General features: G+C 67.9%; 16 protein-coding genes. 4 read left to right on the top strand and 12 right to left on the bottom strand.

Annotated features, from left to right (window positions below; translation table 11 throughout):
- Window positions 1-78 precede the first annotated feature (78 nt).
- Genes RS86_RS08320 through RS86_RS08305 form a run of 4 tightly spaced genes read right to left on the bottom strand, consistent with a single transcriptional unit; the run spans window position 79 to window position 4988 of the window.
- Entirely contained in the window at window positions 79-1788 is a 1710-nt protein-coding gene (locus RS86_RS08320) for an amylo-alpha-1,6-glucosidase (RefSeq protein WP_052680161.1), read from the bottom strand.
- Between the two features lies 1 nt (window position 1789).
- Window positions 1790-2731, bottom strand: a complete 942-nt coding sequence (locus RS86_RS08315) for a carbohydrate ABC transporter permease (RefSeq protein WP_082076681.1) — start codon at window positions 2729-2731, stop codon at window positions 1790-1792.
- Window positions 2728-3678, bottom strand: coding sequence for a carbohydrate ABC transporter permease (locus RS86_RS08310; protein ID WP_052680160.1), 951 nt, complete (start codon window positions 3676-3678; stop codon window positions 2728-2730). Before RS86_RS08310 ends, RS86_RS08315 begins: the two co-directional genes overlap by 4 nt.
- A gap of 2 nt (window positions 3679-3680) precedes the next feature.
- Entirely contained in the window at window positions 3681-4988 is a 1308-nt protein-coding gene (locus RS86_RS08305) for an ABC transporter substrate-binding protein (RefSeq protein ID WP_045271771.1), read from the bottom strand.
- Window positions 4989-5469: 481 nt separating this feature from the next.
- Here RS86_RS08305 and RS86_RS08300 point away from each other — a divergent pair, with 481 nt between their 5' ends.
- Window positions 5470-6399, top strand: a complete 930-nt coding sequence (locus RS86_RS08300) for an NAD(P)-dependent oxidoreductase (protein WP_045271770.1) — start codon at window positions 5470-5472, stop codon at window positions 6397-6399.
- A gap of 67 nt (window positions 6400-6466) precedes the next feature.
- Window positions 6467-8128: a glycoside hydrolase family 13 protein gene (locus tag RS86_RS08295; RefSeq protein WP_045271769.1), complete on the top strand. Its 1662-nt coding sequence runs from the start codon at window positions 6467-6469 to the stop codon at window positions 8126-8128.
- 236 nt (window positions 8129-8364) lie between these two features.
- On the opposite strand, the gene RS86_RS08285 is transcribed toward RS86_RS08295, so the two are convergent.
- The 3 genes from RS86_RS08285 to RS86_RS08275 all read right to left on the bottom strand — a co-directional run bounded on the left by RS86_RS08285 (window position 8365) and on the right by RS86_RS08275 (window position 10782).
- Window positions 8365-9612 carry an MFS transporter gene (locus tag RS86_RS08285; RefSeq protein ID WP_235281702.1) on the bottom strand — a complete coding sequence of 416 codons (1248 nt, stop codon included), beginning with the start codon at window positions 9610-9612 and terminating at the stop codon, window positions 8365-8367.
- Window positions 9567-10154: a hypothetical protein gene (locus RS86_RS20380; protein ID WP_152642122.1), complete on the bottom strand. Its 588-nt coding sequence runs from the start codon at window positions 10152-10154 to the stop codon at window positions 9567-9569. The genes RS86_RS08285 and RS86_RS20380 overlap by 46 nt, the downstream gene beginning before the upstream one ends.
- Before the next feature lie 349 nt (window positions 10155-10503).
- Entirely contained in the window at window positions 10504-10782 is a 279-nt protein-coding gene (locus tag RS86_RS08275) for a hypothetical protein (RefSeq protein ID WP_152642121.1), read from the bottom strand.
- Window positions 10783-10829: 47 nt separating this feature from the next.
- Here RS86_RS08275 and RS86_RS08270 point away from each other — a divergent pair, with 47 nt between their 5' ends.
- Window positions 10830-11090 (top strand): hypothetical protein, encoded by a 261-nt coding sequence (locus tag RS86_RS08270; RefSeq protein WP_045271765.1) that lies wholly within the window; start codon window positions 10830-10832, stop codon window positions 11088-11090.
- Window positions 11091-11258: 168 nt separating this feature from the next.
- On the opposite strand, the gene RS86_RS08265 is transcribed toward RS86_RS08270, so the two are convergent.
- From RS86_RS08265 to RS86_RS08245, 5 genes are read right to left on the bottom strand one after another with little or no spacing between them, the layout of a single operon-like run.
- Window positions 11259-12050, bottom strand: coding sequence for an SDR family NAD(P)-dependent oxidoreductase (locus tag RS86_RS08265; protein ID WP_235281700.1), 792 nt, complete (start codon window positions 12048-12050; stop codon window positions 11259-11261).
- A complete protein-coding gene (locus RS86_RS08260) occupies window positions 12047-14572 on the bottom strand; it encodes a glycoside hydrolase family 2 TIM barrel-domain containing protein (RefSeq protein ID WP_045271763.1) in 2526 nt (841 codons plus the stop codon). Before RS86_RS08260 ends, RS86_RS08265 begins: the two co-directional genes overlap by 4 nt.
- A 40-nt stretch (window positions 14573-14612) precedes the next feature.
- Window positions 14613-15614: a Gfo/Idh/MocA family protein gene (locus tag RS86_RS08255; RefSeq protein WP_045271762.1), complete on the bottom strand. Its 1002-nt coding sequence runs from the start codon at window positions 15612-15614 to the stop codon at window positions 14613-14615.
- Window positions 15611-17884, bottom strand: a complete 2274-nt coding sequence (locus RS86_RS08250) for a glycoside hydrolase family 3 N-terminal domain-containing protein (protein ID WP_045271761.1) — start codon at window positions 17882-17884, stop codon at window positions 15611-15613. The genes RS86_RS08255 and RS86_RS08250 overlap by 4 nt, the downstream gene beginning before the upstream one ends.
- A 56-nt stretch (window positions 17885-17940) precedes the next feature.
- The gene (locus RS86_RS08245) at window positions 17941-20433 is read right to left on the bottom strand and encodes an alpha-L-rhamnosidase (protein WP_045271760.1); all 2493 of its coding nucleotides are present in this window, start codon (window positions 20431-20433) and stop codon (window positions 17941-17943) included.
- Between the two features lie 163 nt (window positions 20434-20596).
- On the opposite strand from RS86_RS08245, the gene RS86_RS08240 reads away from it, so the two are divergent.
- Complete coding sequence (locus tag RS86_RS08240; RefSeq protein ID WP_045271759.1) at window positions 20597-21610, top strand: LacI family DNA-binding transcriptional regulator; 1014 nt, start codon at window positions 20597-20599, stop codon at window positions 21608-21610.
- Window positions 21611-21693: the final 83 nt, after the last annotated feature.

The raw sequence follows: 21693 nt of genomic DNA, 5'->3' as shown, positions 1-21693 counted from the left end.
ACCCCCACGGAGATTCGAGGCCCCCTCCTGCTTGCGCACTTGCGAGGGGGCTTCGAATCTCTGTGGGGGTTTCGCGCGTCAGCGGCTGAGGGCCACCGCCAGATCGATGAAGAGCGCCGCCGACCAGGCGAAAGCCGTCGTCGCACGCTCGGCCTTGAGGCCCGTGCGCGGGTTGAAGTATTCGTGCGGACCGCCGCCGTGGATCACCAGGCGCACGGTCTGCTCGCGCAGCGCCCGCGCGCGCTCGGGCTGACCGGCCGTGTCCAGCCCCTCGGCGATGAGCGCGCTGGTGTTGATCCAGATCGGGCCGCGCCACATCCGCTCCGTGGAGAAGTCGGGATCCGCCGCCGACACCGTCGGCAGCCCCCACTCCAGCGCATACCGTTCCGGGTCGTCGATCGCCTCCCGCAGCGCGGTGCGGGCCTCGTCTGGCAGCCCCTCCACGCGCAGCGGCATGAGCCCCACGACGGTGTCGCTCGCGATGCGCGCCTCCTCGCCCGCTCCCGGGCCCCGGGCGATGAAGCGCCGCACGGCCGGATCCCACAGCCGCTCCATGAGGAGCGCGGTCGTGCGCTCTGCGCGGGCCAGGTGCGGCGCGATGGGGTGACCGGGCAGGTAGCGCGCTGCGAGCGCGGCGATCTCCCTGTCCTGCTGCACCAGGTAGGCCGCGAGGTCGGGAGCCGTCGTGGGGATCGGCCCGTCGAACACCGGGCTGTCGTCGAGTCCCGAGGAGTACGGATGGCCGTACTCCGGCAGCCCGTCGCCGTCGAGGTCGGATCCGTTCCGCTCCGGCCCCGCGAACCACCAGTCCTGCGAGCGGATCACCCGCTCCAGCTGGGTCGCTGCCCACTCGGGCGCGTCCTCGACCTCGAGCACCTTGCGCAGCGCCCAGGCGGCGAGCGGCGGCTTGGTGAGCGGCACGGGAGCACTCGGATCAGCCGCCTGCGAGCCCGCGCGACGCAGCGTCGCCCGGTCCGACTCCGGCAGGTCGTCGCTCGTGGCGAGCACGCCCTGCTCGTGCACGACGTCGGGCAGCTGCCCGTTCTCGCGCGGGAACCGGAACGCGAGCTCGAGCTGCTCCCTGGCGAGCTCCGGGTCGCCGTGACGCAGGCCGACCGCGATGAAGTACGCGTCCCACTGCCAGAGTCCGACGTAGCCGATCTTCGAGGGCACGATCGCCCGAGCGCCCTCGAGCGCGGGCAGCTCCACGATGTTCGCGCCGAGCACCCACCAGCAGAAGGCCGCCATGTCCTGCAGATCCTCGCGCACCCGCGGGCAGCGGTCGAACCACGCCTCCCACAGTGCCTCGAGCGCCTCTTCGGCCGCGCCGTGGGCGCCGTCCTGCTGGGCGGAGATCGTGACCGTGCGATCGGCGGCGACCTCGATGCGGATCCCGGATCCGACCTCGTGGCGGGACTCGCCGCCGCCCGGAAGCGAGAGGCGGACGGAGGCCGCCGGATCCCCGCCGATGCTGAGCGTGCGCAGCCCGTCGAACGTGAGGGTCGCGGCGCCGAACGAGATCCGGTGCGGCTGCACGTCGACGATCGGGAGGATCCGGCCGGACGCGTCGCGCACGACGAGCGCGTCGAGCACGCGGCACTGGTCGAGCCGCCGCTCGTACTCGGACGTGTGCACGCGCACGCCCTCGCCCTCACCTTCGCGGAACACCAGCAGGCGAGAGCGCGGCATCGTGAACGGGGCCGTCACCAGGTCGAGGTGGCGGCCCGCGGCGAGCGCGAGCTGGGCTGCGGGCGCGACTCCGCCGGCCGGGGTGGGGACATCCGTCACGTCAACGCCCTCCGAGACCCGACGCGGCCATGCTGTTCAGGATCCGTCGCTGCCCGATCACGAACACGATCAGCATCGGCACGGTCGAGATCGCCGAGGCGGCCATCACCAGCCCGTAGTTCACCGAGCCGAACTGCCCCTGGAACGACTGCAGCAGCAGCGGCACCGTGAACAGGTCGGGGGTGTTGAGCAGCACGAGGGGGAACAGGAACGAGTTCCACACGTCGAGCGCGACGATGACGCTGAGTGCGGCGAGACCCGGCTTGAGGTTCGGCAGGATCACCTGGAAGAAGGTGCGGATCCGGCCCGCCCCGTCCACGAGCGCCGCCTCCTCGAGCTCCCGCGGCAGCGACAGCACGAACTGGCGCATGAGGAAGACCGCGAAGGGGTTCGCGATCATGCCGGGGATGATGAGGGCGAGGTGCGAGTCCACCCACCCGAGCTGTGACATCAGCAGGTAGAACGGGATGAGCGTGACCTGCTTGGGGATCATCTGCGTGGCGAGGAAGACGATGAACAGCACCTTCGATCCGCGGAAGCGGATCCGCGCGAACGCGTAGCCGGCCATCGAGGCCGTGATGAGCGTGCCGACGACGACCAGCACCGCGATGTAGGCGCTGTTCAGGTACGCCTGCGCGAACGGCACCGCGTTCCAGGCCTGGACGTAGTTGTCGAACGTCCACGGGCTCGGCAGCACCGAGAGCGGGTTCTTCAACAGCTGCGGCAGCGTCTTGAACGAGGTCAGCAGCATCCAGATGAACGGGAAGACCATTCCGAGTCCGGCGACGACCAGCACGACGTGCAGGATCGTCGCAGACAGGCGCCGGCGCCCCTTGCCGGCGACACGCGGACGGATCCGCCGGCCCGGCGCGACGAGGGCGATCGTGGAATCGGTGGCGGGCGCGTGTCCGCCGGTCGTGATGCGCGTGGTGTCGACGCTCATGCGGGGTCATCCTCGTAGTGGACGAACTTCTTCTGCGCGGCGAACTGGATCCCCGTGATGACGAGGGTCAGCAGCAGCAGGATGATGCTCGCGGCCGATGAGAGGCCGAAGTTGAACTGCTTCATGCCGAGGTCGTAGATGTGGTAGACGATCGTGCGCGTCGCATTGTCGGGTCCGGCGTTCTTGACCAGGACGTAGACGGTGTCGAACGTCTGCAGTGACGAGATGAACGCGATCACCGAGGAGAAGAAGACGATCGGCGACAGCAGGGGCAGCCGGATCGCGGTGAACAGCCGCCAGGCGCCCGCGCCGTCGATCCGCGCGGCCTCGATCACCGACGGCGAGATGTTCTGCAGGCCGGCGAGGAAGATGATGACGTTGAGGCCCAGGGACGACCAGATCGTGACGATGCACACGGCGATCAGGGCGAGCCGCGGATCCTGCAGCCAGTCCGGCGGTGCGACCCCGAAGACCTTCGAGATCGCCGACGACAGCACGCCGTCCGCGCGGAACATCTGCTGCCACATCATCGCGACGGCCACGGTCGAGGTGACCACCGGCGCGAAGAACAGCACCAGGTAGAGGGTGCGGGTCTTCAGCTTCTCGAGCGCGACCGCGATCGTCACGGCCAGAGCGAGGCCGATCGGCACCGTGAGGATCGCGATGAGCAGCGTGTTCAGGATGGCGCGGCCGAAGAGCGGATCCGTGAGCTCCGTGGCGAAGTTGTCGAATCCCACCCAGCTGAGGTCGGTCAGGCCGTCCCAGTGCGCGAACGCGAGCACGAGGCTCGCAAGGAAAGGCACGAGAACGAAGAGCCCCATGCCCACCAGCTGCGGCCCGACGAAGGCGTAGCCCCAGCGCCGATCGCGGCGGCGCCACGCGGCCTCGCGCCGCCACCCGGGCGCCGTCGTCGACGGCGCCCGGGTGTCTACAGCCTGTGTGCTCATCGTCACTTGCCGTCCTGGACCAGTTTGCCGACGGCGTCGAGCGTGGCCTGAGCGTCCTGCTTGCCCTGGTAGAGCGCGAGGAACTGGTCGCCGATGCCGCCGCGGATGCCCGGAAGGCGCGCCTCGGTGGGGTAGTTGACGAAGCCGATGTCGCGCATGTCGAGGAAGGTCTGCGCGTGCGCCGGGTAGCCGTCCAGCACGACGTCGTCCGCGCCCTTGATCGACGGAACGGCGTTGCCGCCGCCCTGCAGGCGGAGGGTCTGCCCCTCGGCCGAGAGGAACTCGGTCCAGAACGTGAAGGCCGCGTCCTTGACCTTGGTGCCCTTGTTGATCGCGAGGAACGAGGTGGCGACGCCGGTGGGCGCTGCCTTGCCGTCGGGCGTCGGCCACGGGGCGATGTCGTACGAGTCCTTGGATCCGGCCGCCTCGACCGTGCCGATCGTGTAGCGCCCCTGGACGAAGAAGCCGGCCTTGTGCGAGACGAAGAGGCTGTCGGCGCCCGCGCCGTCGGGCAGGGTGTCGGCGACGAGGAACGTCTTGTCCTGGAACAGGGATCCGAACTGGTCCAGCGCCTTGACGGCGCCGGCGTCCTTGTTCGCGACGAACTTCCCGCCCTTGTCGTACGGCGCGGAGACGCCCTGCGAGCTCAGCCAGCTCCACTGCGTGGCCCAGTAGTTCCAGAACATGGTTCCGGTGAGACCCGCATCGCGGAGCTTCTTGTTCATGTCGAGGAAGGCACTCGTGGTCCACTTGCCTTCGCCGGCGAGCGTGGCAGGATCCTCGGTGATGCCGGCGGCCTTGAGCGCCTCCTTGTCGTACCAGAACACGTCGGGGTTCGAGTCGTTCGGGGCGGCGTAGATCTCCCCGTCCTTCTCCGCCGCGCCGAACAGGCCGGGCGAGAAGTCGTCGACCTTGCTCTTGCTCTTCGCTCCGTCCATGAGGGACTTGAGCGGCATCAGACGGTTGGATCCGACGAACTGGCCGACCATGTCGTCGCCGACGTAGAAGACGTCGGGCGCCGTGTTGCTGGTCAGCTGCGCGAGAAGCTTGGAGTGGTAGTCGTCGTAGCCGGCGACGGGCTGCAGCTTGACCGTGATGTCGGGGTGCCGCTTCATGAACTCCTTGTCGAAGTCCTGATAGCGCTTGAGCTCGTCGGCGCTGCCCCAGGTCGACCAGACCACGGTGGACTTGCCGCCGGCAGCGCTGCCGCCACCGGAGGCGCCGCCGCTGCACGCGGCGAGGCCGAGCATCAGCGCACCGGCGGAGACCGCGGCGAGAGTGCGCAGGAGTCGAGGGTTCGAGCGGGGCATGACGCCACCTCTTTCGTCGTTGAAGGGCCCTTCGGGAGTGCGGGACGCACTCAGTATTATGTATACAGAGCGCGATCCTGTCAATGAGGTGCGCTTGTTTCGAGGAGAGGCAGGAGCACCCTGGCACGGGCACGCCCTGGCGCGGGCACGCCCGGGCACGCCCTGGCACGCCGAGTGCACGGCCAGGTGCCGAGCGCACGGCCTGTTCACGCGAAGAACCCGTGCACCCGGCAGGATCCCGTGCACTCGCGCTCGGCACCGGCTGGATCCCGTGCACCCGGCAGCATCCCGTGCACCCGCCACATCCGCGAGCTGTCTCTCCGCCCCGCCCCACGAGTGCACGGCCAGGCGCCGAGCGCACGGCCTGTTCACGCGAAGAACCCGTGCACCCGGCAGGATCCCGTGCACTCGCGCTCGGCATCGGCAGGATCCCGTGCACTCGCGGCCCGCCCCCGGGTGCCAAGGGGCATACGCTCGTGGGGTGAGCCTGCTCGTCACCGTCCCCACCGCCGAACTCGCCGCCGACATCGCCGCCCGGGGGCCGCTGCCCGATGGCGTGGAGGTGCAGGTCTGGGACATGACCACGCCCCCGCCCGCACCGCGGATCGACATCGTCGTGCCGTCCTACCTCGGACGGCAGCGCTTCTCCGCGCTGGACGGCATCGAGGTCGGTCTCGTGCAGGGGCAGATGATCGGCTACGAGGCCGTGATCGACCGCGTACCCGCGGGGGTTCCGTTCGCGAACGCCGCCACCGTGCACGAGCCCGCCACCGCCGAACTCGCCCTTGCGCTGGCCCTCGCGGCGCAGCGCGAGCTGCCGCGGTTCGTGCGCTCGCAGGATGCGGGAGTGTGGGATCGGGCGTTCACGTCGAGCCTTGCGGATCGCCGTGTACTGCTGGTCGGCATCGGCGGCGTCGGCAAGGCGGTTGCCCGTCGCCTCGCCGGCTTCGAGACCAGCATCACCGCGGTCGCGCAGACCGCCCGCACCGAGGCGATCGACGGCGTCGGAGAGATCGCGGTGCATGCGCTCGCCGACCTGCCCGCGCTTCTCCCCGACGTGGAGATCGTCATCCTGTCGCTGCCCGGCGGATCCGCCACGCACCGGCTGTTCGACGCGGCCATGCTCGCGCGCATGGCCGACGGCGCGCTGCTCGTCAACGTCGGCCGTGGGACGCTCGTCGACACGGACGCACTGGTCGCCGAGAACGGACGGATCCGCGCCGCTCTGGACGTCATGGATCCGGAGCCGCTGCCCGAGGGCCACCCGCTGTGGACCGCCCCCGGAGTGCTGTTCACCCCGCATGTCGGTGGCGCCTCGACCGCCATGAGCCCGCGCATCGCGGCCCTCGTGCGGACCCAGATCGACCGCATGCTCGCGGGCGCGGAGCCGGCGAACCTCATCCCGCGCTGAAATCCCGATCGAACCGATTCGATCCCCGCGTTTCCGGGATCCGCCGGCGTCCCGGTACCCTGATCGCATGGCCGAGATCGAGCAGCAGTCCGCCCCCGGATCCGAGTGGTGGCGCACCGCCGTCATCTACCAGATCTACCCGCGCTCCTTTGCCGATGCGAACGGAGACGGCATCGGCGACCTGCCGGGCATCACGTCGCGACTTGACGCGCTGCAGGACCTCGGCGTCGACGCGATCTGGCTGAGCCCGTTCATGCCCAGCCCGCAGAAGGATGCGGGCTACGACGTCTCGGACTACCGCGGCGTCGATGCGCTGTTCGGCACACTCGACGACTTCGACGCGATGCTCGCGGCCGCGCACGCCCGCAGCATCCGCGTGATCGTCGACCTGGTGCCGAACCACTCCTCCGACCAGCACCGCTGGTTCCAGGAGGCGCTGACGGCCGCCCCCGGCAGCCCCGAGCGCGCGCGGTACATCTTCCGCGACGGCAAGGGCGAGCACGGCGAACTGCCGCCGAACAACTGGCAGAGCGTGTTCGGCGGCGGCATGTGGACGCGGATCACCGAGCCGGACGGCACGCCGGGCCAGTGGTACCTGCACATCTTCGACCCGAGCCAACCCGACTTCGACTGGACGAACGAAGAGGTGCGCGAAGAGTTCCGCGGCGTACTGCGCTTCTGGCTCGATCGCGGCGTCGACGGGTTCCGTGTGGATGTCGCCCACGGCATGATCAAGAAGGCGGGGCTGCCCGACTACACGCCCGGCGACGGCGCCGACTCCATGGGCGGCGACCAGGAGGACGTGCCGTACTGGGGCCAGCCCGGCGTGCACGAGATCTACCGCGACTGGCATGACGTGCTGGCCGCCTACGACGGCGACCGCGCCCTGTGCGCGGAGGCGTGGCTGCCCACGCTCGACCAGATCGCGCTGTGGGTGCGCCCCGACGAGATGAACCAGGCGTTCAACTTCAACTACCTCATGACGCCGTGGAACGCGGAAGAGCTCCGCGCCGTGATCCGCGACTCCCTCGACGCGTTCGGGGCGGTCGGCGCCCCCAGCACCTGGGTGCTCTCGAACCACGACGTCGTGCGCCACGCCTCACGCCTCGCCCTCACCTGGGACAACCCGCAGGGCGACGGCATCGGCCCGCGCGACGAGCCCAAGCCCGACTCGGCCCTCGGCCTCGCGCGCGCCCGCGCAGCGACCACCGTGATGCTGTCGCTGCCCGGATCCGCCTACCTGTACCAGGGCGAGGAGCTCGGGCTGCCCGAGGCGATGGAGATCCCGGACGAATTCCGGCAGGATCCCACCTGGTTCCGCACGAACGGCGAGCGCTATGGACGCGACGGCTGCCGCGTGCCGCTGCCGTGGAGCGGCACCACGCCGTCCTACGGCTTCAACGACACCGGCGCCTCATGGCTGCCGCAGCCCGCCGAGTGGGCCGAGCACGCGCGCGCCGCCGAGGTGGGTGCGGACGGCTCCACCCTGGAGCTGTACAAGACACTGCTGCAGCTGCGCAAGGAGCGCGGGCTCGGATCCGGATCCCTCATCTGGGAGGACCTGGGATCCGACGCCGTCGCGTTCCGGCGCGGGGATCTTCACGTCGCGGCGAACCTCGGCGAGACGCCTCTTCCGCTCCCGGCGGGTGCCGCGATCGTGGTGCACAGCGCCCCCGAGGCCGGGACCGTGCTGCCGGCGAACTCCGCCGCCTGGTACACGATCGGCTGAGCCGGCGCCCGGGCTCAGCCGAACCCGGACGGGCCCCGGCGAGCCCGGGCGGATCCGTGAGCCGAGAGAGGGAAAACGTCGCTCCCGCGCATCCGGCAGCGACGTTTTCCCTCTCCACCGCCCGGAGCGCGCCACGGCAAGATGCTTTTCGCGCCCCGCACAGCCCGGGGCGCGGCGTTTTCCATCTCGCAGGACGTGAGCCCGGCGCAGGTCGTGCTCGCGCAGCGACCTCGGCGTCACACCGGGTCGAGCGCCTCCACGGGCGGCTCGCTGGCGCCGACCGGAGCGACCGCCGCGTCGCGGCGCCGCTGCGTCGCCGCGGTCACGAGCTGCACCCCGAACGTCACCGCGAGCACGACGCACGAGAGCAGCAGCAGCTGGTCCGGCACGGCACCTGCGGCGAGCGCGAGACCGCCGAGCGCGCTGCCGAGCGCGCTGCCCAGCATCATGGCGCTGTTGTTGAGCGCGAGCACGAGGGCGGCCACCGCCGGCGGCACCATCGTGGCGAGCCGGGTCTGGGCGGCCACGCCGGATCCGCCGTTGAAGAAGGCGCACACGAGGAACCAGAGGAGCCCCGCCACGGCGCCGGCGGCGCCGGGCAGCATCAGGCCGGCCCAGCCGAGCAGCGCGGCGGCGAGCACCGTGGCGACGATGACCGTGAGCACGGCGACGGGGCCGCGGCGATCGGTCACGCGTCCGGAGACGATGTTGCCGGCGAGGCTCACGATGCCGTAGCCGAAAAGGGCGCCGATGATCGGGTACCCCTCGCCGATGCGCGGGCCCAGGATGAGCGTCGCGTAGGTGAAGCAGAAGTAGCTCGCGCACATGAGGCCCATCGGCACCAGCAGCACGAACAGGATCGCCGGGCGCGTGAGCGGGCTCAGCGCCTCGCGCAGCGAGAGCGGCGGAAGGCGCAGCGGGCGCACCTTCCACAGGATCCCGACGAGCGCCGCCGCGCCGACGCCGACCACGAGGAACAGCGGGATCCGCCAGTCGGCCTGTCCGATCACGAGCCCGACCGGCACGCCGAGCGCGGTCGCGAACAGGAAGCCGCCCATCACGAGCGAGAGCGCCCTGCCGCGGTAGTGCTCCGGGGTGCGCGCGATCACGTAGGAGCCGATCACGGCGTTCAGCAGCGCCCCGCCGAGGGCCGACACCACTCGGCCGCTCATCGCCCAGAAGTAGGTGGGCGCGAGGCCCACCATGAGGTTGCCGAGCACGAAGACGCTGAGGGCCAGCACGATCGTCGACTTGCGCTCCCAGCGTCCGGTGAGCGCGCCGAGCACGGGACCCGCGATCGCACCGGTCGCCGCGAACACGCTCATGAGCTGCCCGGCGGCGGCCGCATCGACGTCCAGGTCCGTGGCGATCTGCGGCAGCAGCCCGGCCAGAACATAGCCGTCGATCCCCATCGAGAAGGTCGCGACGGCGAGCCAGATCAGCGCTCCTGGCCGGAAGCCGGTGTCGTCAGCAGTCGTTCGCACCAGGTCATCCAACCAGAGCGGATCCGCTCCGCGCTCCCCTTTTGCGAGGATTCCGGACGAATTGTCGGACACTCCGTGGCGTCGGGGAAGCGACGATCAACTCGCATGCCGGTCTGCAGCAGGCGCTTGCACATGCTGGGTTCGAGTTCGGCGTCGCCACCGGCCGGGTGACCAACCTCCACGAGCAGGCGCGCACGCTGTCGAAGCGTGCGCAGCAAATCGAGCGGAACGTCGTGACGTTCGAGGCCGAGTGGCGTCGCGAACACCCCGGCCAGGAGCCGAGCGGTGAGCTGCGCCGTGAATCGGATCAGCGAGCGTCGGCGCACGAACGTCCCCGCAAGCGGCAGTCCGTGGAGCACCCGGAACAGAAGTGGATCGACGAGCTGCGCGACGCCGGCCTGCAGGTCGACGGGTTCACCGCCGTCTCTGCTCCGGAGCGCATCACACTCGACGAACTCGACCAGGCCGTGCTCCGCGGCGACGTGCTCGCAGCCGTCGAGCAGCGCCGTTCCGCGTGGTCCGTCGCTGACCTCGAAGGACACATCGGCGTCGCCCTGGGGGAGCGTGGCGTGATCGCCGGCCCGCCGAGATCACCCAGTTCGCGCAGGTCATCGCGGGCGACATTGCACGCACGCTCCCCGTCTTGGAGATCGACGTCGACGGGCAGCTCCCGACATGGGTCCGCCACTTCACCAGCGATCACGTGGTCACCGTGGAGCACCAGCTGCGCGACGCTCTCGACGCGGGCGGCCTGAAGTCTGGACTCCCGTTCGGCAACCCGACCGTCGAGATCGACGGGCTTACGCACGAGCAGGCGCGTTCGCGCGCGCGATCTTCAGCAGGAAGTGGTCGGCGGCCGCGTCCGCTTCACGCTGGCTCGTGCCCACGCGATCAGAACCCGTCACGCGCGGCCGACGCCGAGATCTTCGCCTTCTCCTCGGTGGCGCGGCGGATCTCGTCACGGCACCAGCTCTCCGCAGCGAGAAGCCCGTCACACACGGCGACGACGTGCCGGTTCTTCGGATCCGGCGCCCACCACTCGACGCGGTGCTTCACCATCGTCTCACCCGTCTCACGCAACACCTGCGGCCCCTCGACGATGAGGAACCGCGCGCGGTAGTGGTTGTGCACCGCGAGCCACTGCGAGCGGGCGAGCTGGATCACATGCACGCTCGCACTCTAGCCTCATTCGAATATGTATTCGATTATGCTAACCCATGAACGCGCAAACACTCGAACAGCTCGTGATGCTGTGGATGGTCAACGACATCCCCGCTCGGATGGTCTTCGCGGGGAAGCGCTGGCGCGTCACCGACATGCCGACAAGAATCCGCGACTCGATCTGGTCCGTGCCGATCGAGAAACCGCACCCGCTCTACGGGTGGCGCTTCCAGGGCACCGACGACGCCGGCGAGAGCTACGTCTTCGACGTCTACAAGGGTGAACGCGGGTGGCCCGTGCACAACACCTACGCCTGACGCTCCAGAGACACCGCTCCGGAGTAACTGGAGCGGCGTGGGGGGCTTCGAACGTCTGACCATGATGATCGCGCGACCCGTTTGTCCTTCCGTGGAATCGCGCAGAAGTCGACGGCTTCGACGATCCTGTGACGTCGACGGCATCAACCAAGAACCAAAAAGGGTTGCTTACATGTGTGCGCCACCGTCGATACGGATCTCGGTGCCGGTGATGAAGGCGCCGTCGTCGGAGATCAGCATCGCGATGACACCGGAGACATCGGCGGGCGTGCCCTGACTTCCATCGTTGAGCCGCGCCTGGAGATTGTTCTCCAGCAGGCTCCAGTCGATGTCGCCCGGAAGGCTGTGCATGATGTTGTTGGTAATTCCGCTTTGGATCCCACCGGGAACGACGTTTACCGCGCGCAGACCCTTCTTCGCGTACTCGATCGCGATCGAGTGTGTGAACGCTGCGATGGCCCCTTTTGTCGCGGCGTAGGCTGCCATGTACGGGTGGGCGAAGAAGGCCGAGGTCGACGCGAAGTTGACGATCACACTGTTAGGCGTGTTGAGCAGGTGAGGAAGCGCTTCGCGGACCATGAGAAACGTTCCCGTCAGGTTGACCTGGACAAGACGGTTCCACCTGTCCAGAGTCATCTGGTGGGTGTGGTCCGCGTACAGGATTCCAGCTGCGTTTACGATTGCGTTCAGTTGCCCGGCGCGCCTGACGATGTCTGCGACGGCGTCCCGTACCGAACTCTCGTCGGCGATGTTGACTTCAGCCAAAAGCAGACGCTGGCGATCTGCGGGTGCGACTTCTTGGCTCAGAGTGTCGAGGTTCGCCGCGCTAAGGTCCATAGCTGCGACGGTGGCTCCTTCTGCAAGCAGCCTCAGGGCGGTGCCCCGGCCGATGCCGGATGCGGCGCCGGTGACGATGATCGTCTTCTGGTCGAGGCGGTTGGGCATATGGTTTCCGTTCATGCGGGGATCGATTCGAGAGAGTCAGGACGCACGGTTATCGGCAGTGCGCCGTTATCCGGGAGTACGTCGATTTGGATTGCCGATGTCGTTGCGTCTGTGGCGTCGACCGTGATGTTGATGATTCCGATGCTGTCGGGTCGGATTGCTGCGAGCAGTCGGCCGTCGTAGCTACTGTGTGTGTGTTGGTCGAATCGCTCGAAGGTTCGTGGGCGTCCGCTGCCGAGGGCGGCGAGCGAGCCGGCGCCGGTCACCGTAACGGAGACAGGTCGGTCTGCGTCGTTGACGAGGTTCCCGTCGGCATCCCGCAGCTCAATCGCGACGAAGACGAGCGCACCGTCTCGTAACGGCGTGGTCGCCTTGTCAGCTCGCGCGTCGATGAGGGTCGGACCTGAAGCGGTGCGGAGCACGGATCGGCCGACTTCGATGCCTCCCTGAAAGGCGACGGCGGTGAGGGTGCCGGGTTCGTACGGGATCTCGAAGTCCGCCACAAGTGCGCGTCTGGTTCCGACGGGGGTCCTTGCGACGACGTGATCGTTGAGTTGCAACTCGATCTCATCGGCGTCGCTATACACCTCGAGGATCATCGGTGAGCCGGTGGGGGCTTTCCAGCTCCAGCTGGAGACGGCGTCGGTCCAGCTCCATTGTCCGAGCGTGAACGCTCGTCCGTGGTTGGCGGGGCGGCGAACTGCGATGTACGGGTCGGTGCGGAGGCCGAAGACGGTTTCTCGGTAGTAGGACATGGGGCGGCGATGCCCGGTGATGTCGAGGTCAGCTGACCAGGAGGTGAGCCAGGGGAATGCGCCGTCGAACGAGTCTTCGTCGGCGTCGCCGGCGTACTTGACCCGGCCGACGCCGACTTCACCGAGGTAGTCCCAGCCGGACCAGGTGAAGTCGCCGATGACGTGCGGGTGTTCGGTGACGAGTTTCCAGTTCCGGTCAATCCGGGAGGGGAAGGTTTCGGTTCCTACGACGATGCGGTTGGGGTGCGCATCCCGCTCCATCTGGTATCGGACGTCGCCGTAGTTCAGCCCGACGATGTCAAGCAACGCGAAGGATTCAGCGGTCGCGGCGGTGACGAGCGGCGAGCCCACGAGCTGGTCCATGAAATCGTCGTCGCTGCCCATGAGCGCGTTGACTCCGCCGTCTGCTGCAGCTGCCTCAAGGCTGGACGCCGCGGCGGCTTCGGATGTTGCGGCTTCGGTGAGAGCGGGCACGTCGCGGAGGACGGACACGAATCCGTTGATGCCGTTGGTGATGAACCTGGTGTCGTCGAGTTCGCGGATTTTCTCTGTCAGTTTGCGTCCCCATTGGCTGGCGACGGCGTGGCCGGTCTCGGGGATCTCGTTGCCAATGGAGTAGATGATGACGCTGGGGTGGTTGAAGTCCACGGCGACCATGGCTTCGACGTCGCGTTCCCACCACTCCGGGAACGCGAGGGAGTAGTCGAACGGTGACTTCGAGTCCGCCCACATGTCGAAGGTCTCGTCCATCACCAGCATCCCGAGCCGGTCGCACGCCTCGAGCATGGCGACGCTGATCGGGTTGTGGCTGCTGCGGATCGCGTTAAACCCAGCCTCCTTGAGGAGCTTGATGCGACGCTCTTCCGCGTCGGCGAACGTGGCGGCGCCGAGGATGCCGTTGTCGTGGTGGATGCACGCACCGCGCAGTTTCACGCTGTCGCCGTTGATGCGGAGCCCGTTCTGGGGGTCCAATTGCAGCTTCCTGATGCCGAACGATGTGTGCCGCACTTCGGGGTCATACGAGATCCCTTCGACGGTGGTGCGGGCGACGTAGAGGGCCGGCGTGTCGACGTTCCACAGTCGAGGGTGCGGAACGTACATCCGCTGCCGAATGACGCCAGTGGACTGAGGGAGGGTCGTGACCGGGCTTCTCTCGGCGGCCACGACGTCGCCGTTCGGGGCGAGGATTTCGGTGATCACCGTGGCGGTGCGGGTGAGGGTGCCGGTGTTGTCGAGGCGGGTGGTGACCGCCACGACAGCCCGGTCCTCGTCGACGTCTGGGGTGGTGATGCGCACTCCACCGTGTTCGGCGACGTGGACGCGTTCGGTGACCCAGAGGTGCACTTCGCGGTAGAGACCGGCGCCGGTGTACCACCGGGAGTCGGCGTGGGTGCGGGCGTCGACCCGGATGGTGTTTTCAGCGCCGTATTCGAGGAACCCGTCGAGGGGGACGACGAAGGCGGCGTACCCGTTGGGACGCTGGGCGATGAACGCGCCGTTGACGTAGACCATCGCGTCCCGGTAGACACCTTCGAACTCCAGTGCGACGTGCTTGTCCGCCCAGCCCAGCGGCACGTCGAGCGTAGTGAGGTATTCGAAGGCCCCGTCCGGGAAGAATGCCCCGCCTGCGCCGCTGGGCGCGTCGGCGCGACGTTCGAGGCCGATGATCGCGTCGTGCGGCAACCTGATCGACACGCCGGCGGAGGATTGTCCGTGAACGTCAGCGAAGATGCTGGTCTTCGGCCGGTACGACCAGTTCGAGTTGAAGGGTGAGCGAGTCATTGCTGCCTTTCAGGTGGCGTCCGAAGTTGAGAACGTCGGGTCAGATGGAGGTGGCGGGCAGCCACGAGGATCGGATGCGATCCAGGACATCCATGACCGCGATGCTGTCGGTCAGGGGGTGCAGGGGGTGCTCGGTCAGCCCCGCCGTCACCGCGACCTGCACGGCGCGCAGCATGGGGACGTAGCCGTGCCCTTCCTGTGGGAAGACACGGTCGACGGGCGCATCGAAGGCGTCGCCGAAGTCGCCGGAGTGCCGTCGGAAGCGATCCGTCGCCCAGAACGGTGCGGCCAGAGTCGCCCAGCCGTTTGTGCCGCTGATGGATGCTGTCGGATCGATATACGTCACCATGGAGGCCGCCAGCTGGGCGAAGCGTCCGCCGTCGAACAGGAGGGTGGCATGCAGGGAGAGATCCACGCCGTCCTCGCGTGTGGTTGCGTTGCTCACGATGCCTGCTGGTTCGCCCAGGATGTCGCGGGCGAGGGTAACGGTGTAGATCGCTTGGTCCAGGAGGGTGCTGCTGCCACGGTCGGCGCTCCACGCAGGTGAGTCTTTCGCGCCGAAAGGCAGCCCGAAAGTCGCCCGGACCGAGCTGATGTCCCCGAGCGCACCGCTCGCAACTTCGGCACGCAGCGCGATGTAGGCCGGGCTGAACCGCATCCACATGCCCTCCATCGCGAAACGCTTGTTCGCACGCGCGGCCCGCGCAATGGTGCGCGCCTCTGCCGCATCGACGCCGATCGGCTTCTCAACGAGAACGTGCTTGCCGGCGTCGAGTGCTGCGAGGGCGAACGGGGTGTGCGTGGCGTGGGGGGTTGCGAGGTAGACGATGTCGACGTCGGGCGCGGCTATCAGCTGGTCGAAGGAGACGTAGGCGCGGTCGAACTGCTGCTGCTGCGCGAATGCGTGAGCTTTGCGGACGTCTCTGGACCAGACTGCGGCCCGCCGCGCTCCCTCCACGTGACGGAGGTCGGAGGCGACCGCGTGCGAAACCGTACCGGTCCCGACGACCGCCCATCCCACCGCGGTGGACTGCGCGTTCACGGGGTCACCGAGAGCGACCCGTCGAGCGGAACGGTGGAGTCGCCACCGATGCCAACGTCGAACGTCGTGGCGTCCTGCACGTACGACGACGTGCCCGCGTTCCAGTAACGCAGCTCCGCTGGAGTGAGTGAGAACTCCACCCGATGGGTCTCTCCCGCCTCCACAAACATCCGGCGGAAGCCCTTCAGCTCCCTGACGGGCCGGGAGGCACTTCCGTACCGTTGGTGGATATACAGCTGAACGACCTCGTCGGCGTCACGATCGCCCACATTGGTGACGTCGACGCTGACCACGGCGGAGGCACCGGGCGCGATCGTTGCTGGTTCGACGGTCAGATTGTCGTACTCGAACGCCGAGTAGGACAGCCCGTACCCGAACGGGTACAGCGGCGCGTTGGTCTCTTCGATGTAGCGCGCGTCCTGCTCGTCAGGCAGGAAGGTGCGGTTGTGCGCGTAGATCAGGGGCACCTGGCCGACGTGCCGCGGCCAGGTGAACGGCAGGCGTCCCGCGGGACTTACATCGCCGAGCAGCACCGATGCGACCGCCTCACCTGCACGACTGCCCGGATACCAGGCTTGCACGATCGCGGGCACGTGCTCATCCGCCCAACGGAGGTCCAGCGCCCGCCCGGAGACGACGACGAGGATCACTTTCGTGCCGGTGGCATGGATGCGCTGCAGCTGCTCGAGTTGGCGACCGGGGAGATCCAGGGTGCTGGTGGACGCCTTCTCACCAATCTGGTTCTGACGCTGCCCGACGACGACGACCGTCACGTCCGACGCCTCCGCCAGAGCAACGGCGCGCTGAAGGGCCGCGTCGTCGTCATGGTCTTCGGGGGTGCGCTCAATGCTGGCATCCGTCACGTCAAACGGCGACGGGTGGACGCGTTCGGGGATCCCGACACCGGCCTCGTAGGAGACATCCGTGGTTCCCAGGGCAGTCCGCAGCCCTTCGAGGACGGTAATGGTCTCGGTGGTGTCGTGGTCGAAGATCCACGGTCCGAGCAGATCCCGGCGGCTGTCAGCGAGGACGCCCACCACGCCGATACGTCCGACCGTGTCGCGGTGGATGGGAAGGGCCGCATTCTCGTTCTTCAGCAGAACGATGGCCTGCTCTGCCGCGGCACGGGAGAGCGTTCGGTGTTCTGTAGCGCCTAGCACGGTGGCGGTGGCTGTCGCGTCCGCGTAAGGGTTCTCGAAGAGCCCCAGACGGAATTTCGCCGTCAGCACGCGGCGCACGGCCTCGTCGAGCGTGGCTTCGTCGACACGACCGTCGGTGACCGCAGCGGGGAGGTTGTCGAACGCGGGATCGAACATGCACATCTCCATGTCGAGTCCGGCGTTGAGTGCTCGCGCGGCCGCATCGGTTTGGTCGGCGGCGAAATGCTGCACCTCGAGCGAGCGGATCGCGTTCGCGTCGGAGACGACGAATCCTTCGAAACCGAGCTGCTCGCGAAGCATCCGGGTCAGCAGGTTCCGGTTGGCCGCTGCGGGGACACCGTTGAGGTCCATGTAGGCGCTCATGATGTTCCCGGCGCCGGCGTCGATCGCGGCCCGGAACGGTGGGAGATAGACGTTCCACAGTTCGTTGTCCGACACCTCGGCGTCGTCGTAGTCGCGGCCACCTCGCGCCGCTCCGTACCCGAGGAAGTGCTTCGGGCCGGCGATGAGGCGATCAACACCGAGGTCCCCCTGGAACCCGCGCACTTGCGCTGCCGCCATCGCTGCCCCGAGGACTGGGTCCTCGCCGGCGCCCTCGATGATGCGTCCCCAGCGGGCATCACGGGCAACATCGATCATGGGGGCAAATGTCCAGTGCACGCCGGCCGCCCGTGCTTCGCGCGCCGCGACAGTCTGCGCGGCTTCCACGATGTCCGCCGACCAGGTCGCGGCCATGGCGATAGGCACCGGGAACGCGGTGCGCCAGCCGTGGACGACATCGAATCCGAACAGCAGCGGAATGCCGAGTCGGCTTTCCTCGACGGCGTAGGTCTGCAGCCGGTTGCTCAACTTCGGATCACGGAGGAACAGCAGCGAGCCAGCCCGCCCGGACCGGATGGCGGCCTCGATGCGTGCGGGCAGTTCGACGTGTACTCGGTACTCAGGGGGCAGTGACTCGATGTCGAAGTCTTCCGGGATGGGTTCGCCGTCTCCGGTGTAGAAGTACTGGGTCAGCTGGCCCGCCTTCTCCTCGACGGTGAGGCGCGACAGCAGATCGGCGACACGATCCTCGATCGGCAGCGAGTCATTCTGATAAGGCAAACGGGTCATCGGGGTTTCCAAAGCATCACGGGAAGGAGGGGCGGAGGTTCGGGACGTGGCCCGTGTCATCGGAGGGTGCCTTCGAGCGCCGCCGCGAGGTCGGTGCGGAGCTCGTCGGATGCGCCTGGGACGTAATCGAGCATGGTTCGCACGGACATTCCGGCTGCCTCGGGATCGGAGCCGTCCAGCGGCACCCCCGGGTAGTGCCGCGCGAATGCTTCGGTGAACCGCTGCCAACCGGCCGGATCGTCAGCCACCTGCCGCAGGGTGGAGTCCAGGCTCAGAGGCAGACGAGTCGACGACAGATCGATCTCATATGTCCAGGTATGGGTACCTGCGTCGACGTGGAGCACCTGCGCGTCGGGGTCGGGGTGCAACGGGAGCGTGACCTCGGCGGTGGTCCCCTCGGGAACGGTCACCTCGACGGTGACCAGGCCGTCTTCGATGCGCCAGGCGATCCGCACGTTGCCGTGACCGGTGGTGTGGGTCAGGTCGGCATGGGTGAGACCGCCGCCCGGCTGGGGCGCGATGCGCATGCGACGGTACCCGGGCTCGATCGCGGCGAGACCGCCGATCGTGCGATGCATCCAGTCGACGACAGCTCCGAGGGCGTAGTGATTCAGTGACGTCATCCCGGACGGGTTGATGCTGCCGTCGGCCCGTACCGAGTCCCACCGCTCCCAGATCGTCGTCGCCCCCATGGTGACCGGGTACAGGAACGAGGGGCAGCGGGTCTCGGTGAGCAGCAGGTACGCCTCCTCGAGGTGGCCGGTCATCGAGAGCGCGTCGGTCACCAGCGGGGTGCCCGCGAAGCCGGTGGAAATCCGGTACCCGGCTCGTGCGACGATGGCGGCCAACCGGTCGCCAGCGTGAGCGTTCTCATGGTCGTTGAGGATGCCGAACGCGATCGCCAGGGCGTAGGCGGTTGCGGTCTCACCAGCGAGGCGGCCCTTGGGCGTGACAAACTCCTCACGGAACGCGTGCCGAACCCGCTGGGCAATCTCCTCGAACTCGGTCGCGTCGGCTTCTCGTCCAAGGATGCGAGCGGTGTCCGCCATCTCCCGTGTGGTTCGGCACAGGTAGGCGCTGGCGACCAGGTGCCGGTCGGTCTTACCGCCAGCCGGGTTGTCCTCGGGCGCGTCTGGGTCGAGCCAGTCCCCGTACTGGAAGCCGGTGCTCCACAACCCGTCTTCATCCAAAAGGTCTGCGACCTGACGGATGAAGGTGCTCATCGAGTCGTACGAATCCCCCAGGATCGCGGGGTCGCCGTACTCGCGGTACAGGGCCCAGGGCAGGCTGACCGCGACGTCACTCCACAGGGCAGTGGGGGATGAGGGGGTGGAGAGAACATCGGGGACCACCCACGGCACGAAGCCCTTCTCCTGCTGCTCCACCGCGAGGTCGCGCAGCCAGGATCCGAGGACGCCGCGCACGTCGTAAAGGAAGGCGGCGCTGGGGGCGAAGGCGTTGATGTCGCCGGTCCAGCCCAGGCGTTCGTCGCGCTGCGGACAGTCCGTGGGAACGCCGACGAAGTTGTCGCGCATGGACCACACGGCGTTTGAGTGCAGCTGATTGAGCAGCGGATCCGATGTGGTGAGCCATCCTGTGCGCTGCATGTCGGAGTGGATCACGATCGCGCGCAACGATTCGGAGGCGAGGGTGCCAGGCCATCCGCTGACCTCGACGTAGCGGAACCCATGGAAGGTGAACCGGGGCTCCCAGGTCTCAGAGTTTCCGCCGCGGAGAATGTAGCGGTCGGTGTTGGCTGCAGTGCGAAGCGTCTCAACCTCGATCTCCCCGTCGACCATCACTTCCGCGTGGCGGAGGGTGATAGTCGTTCCCCGCTTGCCGTGCACAGTGAGCCGGACCCATCCGGAGATGTTCTGCCCGAAGTCGACGACGGTCCTGCCGGACGCGGTCGTCAGGATCTCGACCGGTGCCAGCTCTTCGATGCGTCGAATGGGGGGCGCCGTCTGCGGGGTGAGTGCAGCGGCGGGCCATTCGAACACGCTCACTGGTCCCCACCCGGCGTCGTCGAATCCGGGAGCATCCCATCCGTCGGGTTCTGCCCGCGCGTCGTAGGTCTCTCCGTCGTAGAGGCTGTTGGCTCCAGTACCGCCGTGGGCGGCGGTGAATGAGGTGTCCGTACCGATCAGTTCGATTCGCCCGTCCGGGTACTCCAGCTCGAGCTCCATCCACGCCGCAGGACGGTCCGAATAGTGGTGTCGCGTGTTCTCCCAGCCCAGCCGGCCCACCGCCCAGCCCTCGCCGAGGACCGCGCCGATGACGTTCTCACCGATGCGGACGCGGTCAGTGACGTCGAACGTGCTGACAGCAAGCCGGTGCCGGTAGGAGGTCCACCCGGGGGCGAGTACCTCATCGCCGACAGCGCCGCCGTTGAGGTGCGGCTCGATGAGGCCGATTGCTGTCGAACGGAGGATCACACGGCAGGGAGCGGCGGACACCAGAAACGACCGCCGCAAGTACGCCGCAGGGTCGCCGACAGATCCATCGGCGACGACGGGGGTGATGAAAGGAGTGGTAGCGCGTGCGCTCATCGGCTGGATGCCCCTCGGTCGGGGGAGCACCTCGATAGTGCGACGTCGGGACTCCCTTATCGAAACTACTAGCGCGGGCTAGTAGTCGGGTCTACGTTATCCTCATGAACTAGCGCGCACAAGCCCGAGACCCGGGTGTGGCGCTGCGGAAGGGGGAACCACCGTGGGAACGCAGGCGACGAATCGCCGTGTCACAGCTGCCGACGTGGCACGCTCGCTGGGAATCTCACGCGCGACCGTGGGGTTCGTTCTCAACGGCACACCAGGCCAGACCATCTCTGCTGCCACCACCGAGCGCGTAGTCGCCGAGGCGCGGCGCCTGGGCTATCGGCCTCACACGGCGGCTCGCGCGCTGGCCAGCGGCCGCAGCAACCTCATCCTTCTGGTACTGCCAGACTGGCCGATCGAGTTCAGCCTCGGGCAGCACATCGACGAGGCAACACACACCTTGGAGAGCAACGGATACACCCTCATCACGCACACACTGCACGAGGACTCTCGCTCGCGCCCCCTCTGGGAAACCCTGCAGCCCGATGTCGTGGTGGGTCTGTTGCCTTTCTCCGACGCCCTCGTGCGATCTATGCGGGAGGCAGGGGTGCCTCGGATCGTCCCGGACCCCGACATCATCCCGGAAGTGCAGCACTCAGAAGAAGGTGCCCGTCTGCAGATCGAGCACCTGCGCAGCCTGGGCCACGAACGGATCGGGTACGTGCGATCCGGGAATCCGCGGCTGCAGCAGCTCATCGACATGCGGCAAGCAACCGCCCTCGAGGCTGCCGCAGAAGCAGGGCTCTCCGCTCCAGAAGTCTTCACTCTCGCGGCGCCTGAGTCATCCGAAGACCCACCGGTGCGCGACTGGGTGGGACGAGGTATCACTGGAATCGCAGCGTTCAACGATGACGTCGCCGCCGCGGTCATCGGCGCGGCGCAGCGAGCAGGTCTGGCGGTGCCAGCGGAGCTGTCGGTCGTCGGGCACGATGACACGCCGATCGCCGCAATGATCGAGCCGAGGATCACCTCAGTGCGACTCGATGCCACCGGCCTGGGCCAGTACCTCGCATCCTTGGCGATCACCGCTATGGACGGCGTGAGTGCCTCTCCGCTCCAGGAAGGCTCTGCCGTCAGCCTGGTGGAACGCGCATCCTCCGCCGTGGCGCCGAAGGCTACCCGCATCTAAGGGTTGGTGCAAAGCTGAGGATCCGTCTGCAGAGCAGCGTCAACGTGCGCCGGCCAGGACGAGGCGCTCCGGGATGGTCTCCC

It is taken from the genome of Microbacterium azadirachtae (genome assembly GCF_000956505.1).
Lineage (GTDB): Bacteria > Actinomycetota > Actinomycetes > Actinomycetales > Microbacteriaceae > Microbacterium > Microbacterium azadirachtae_A.
The sequence above is the reverse complement of the archived record's forward strand: the minus strand, read 5'-3'. Positions and strand labels throughout refer to the sequence as shown.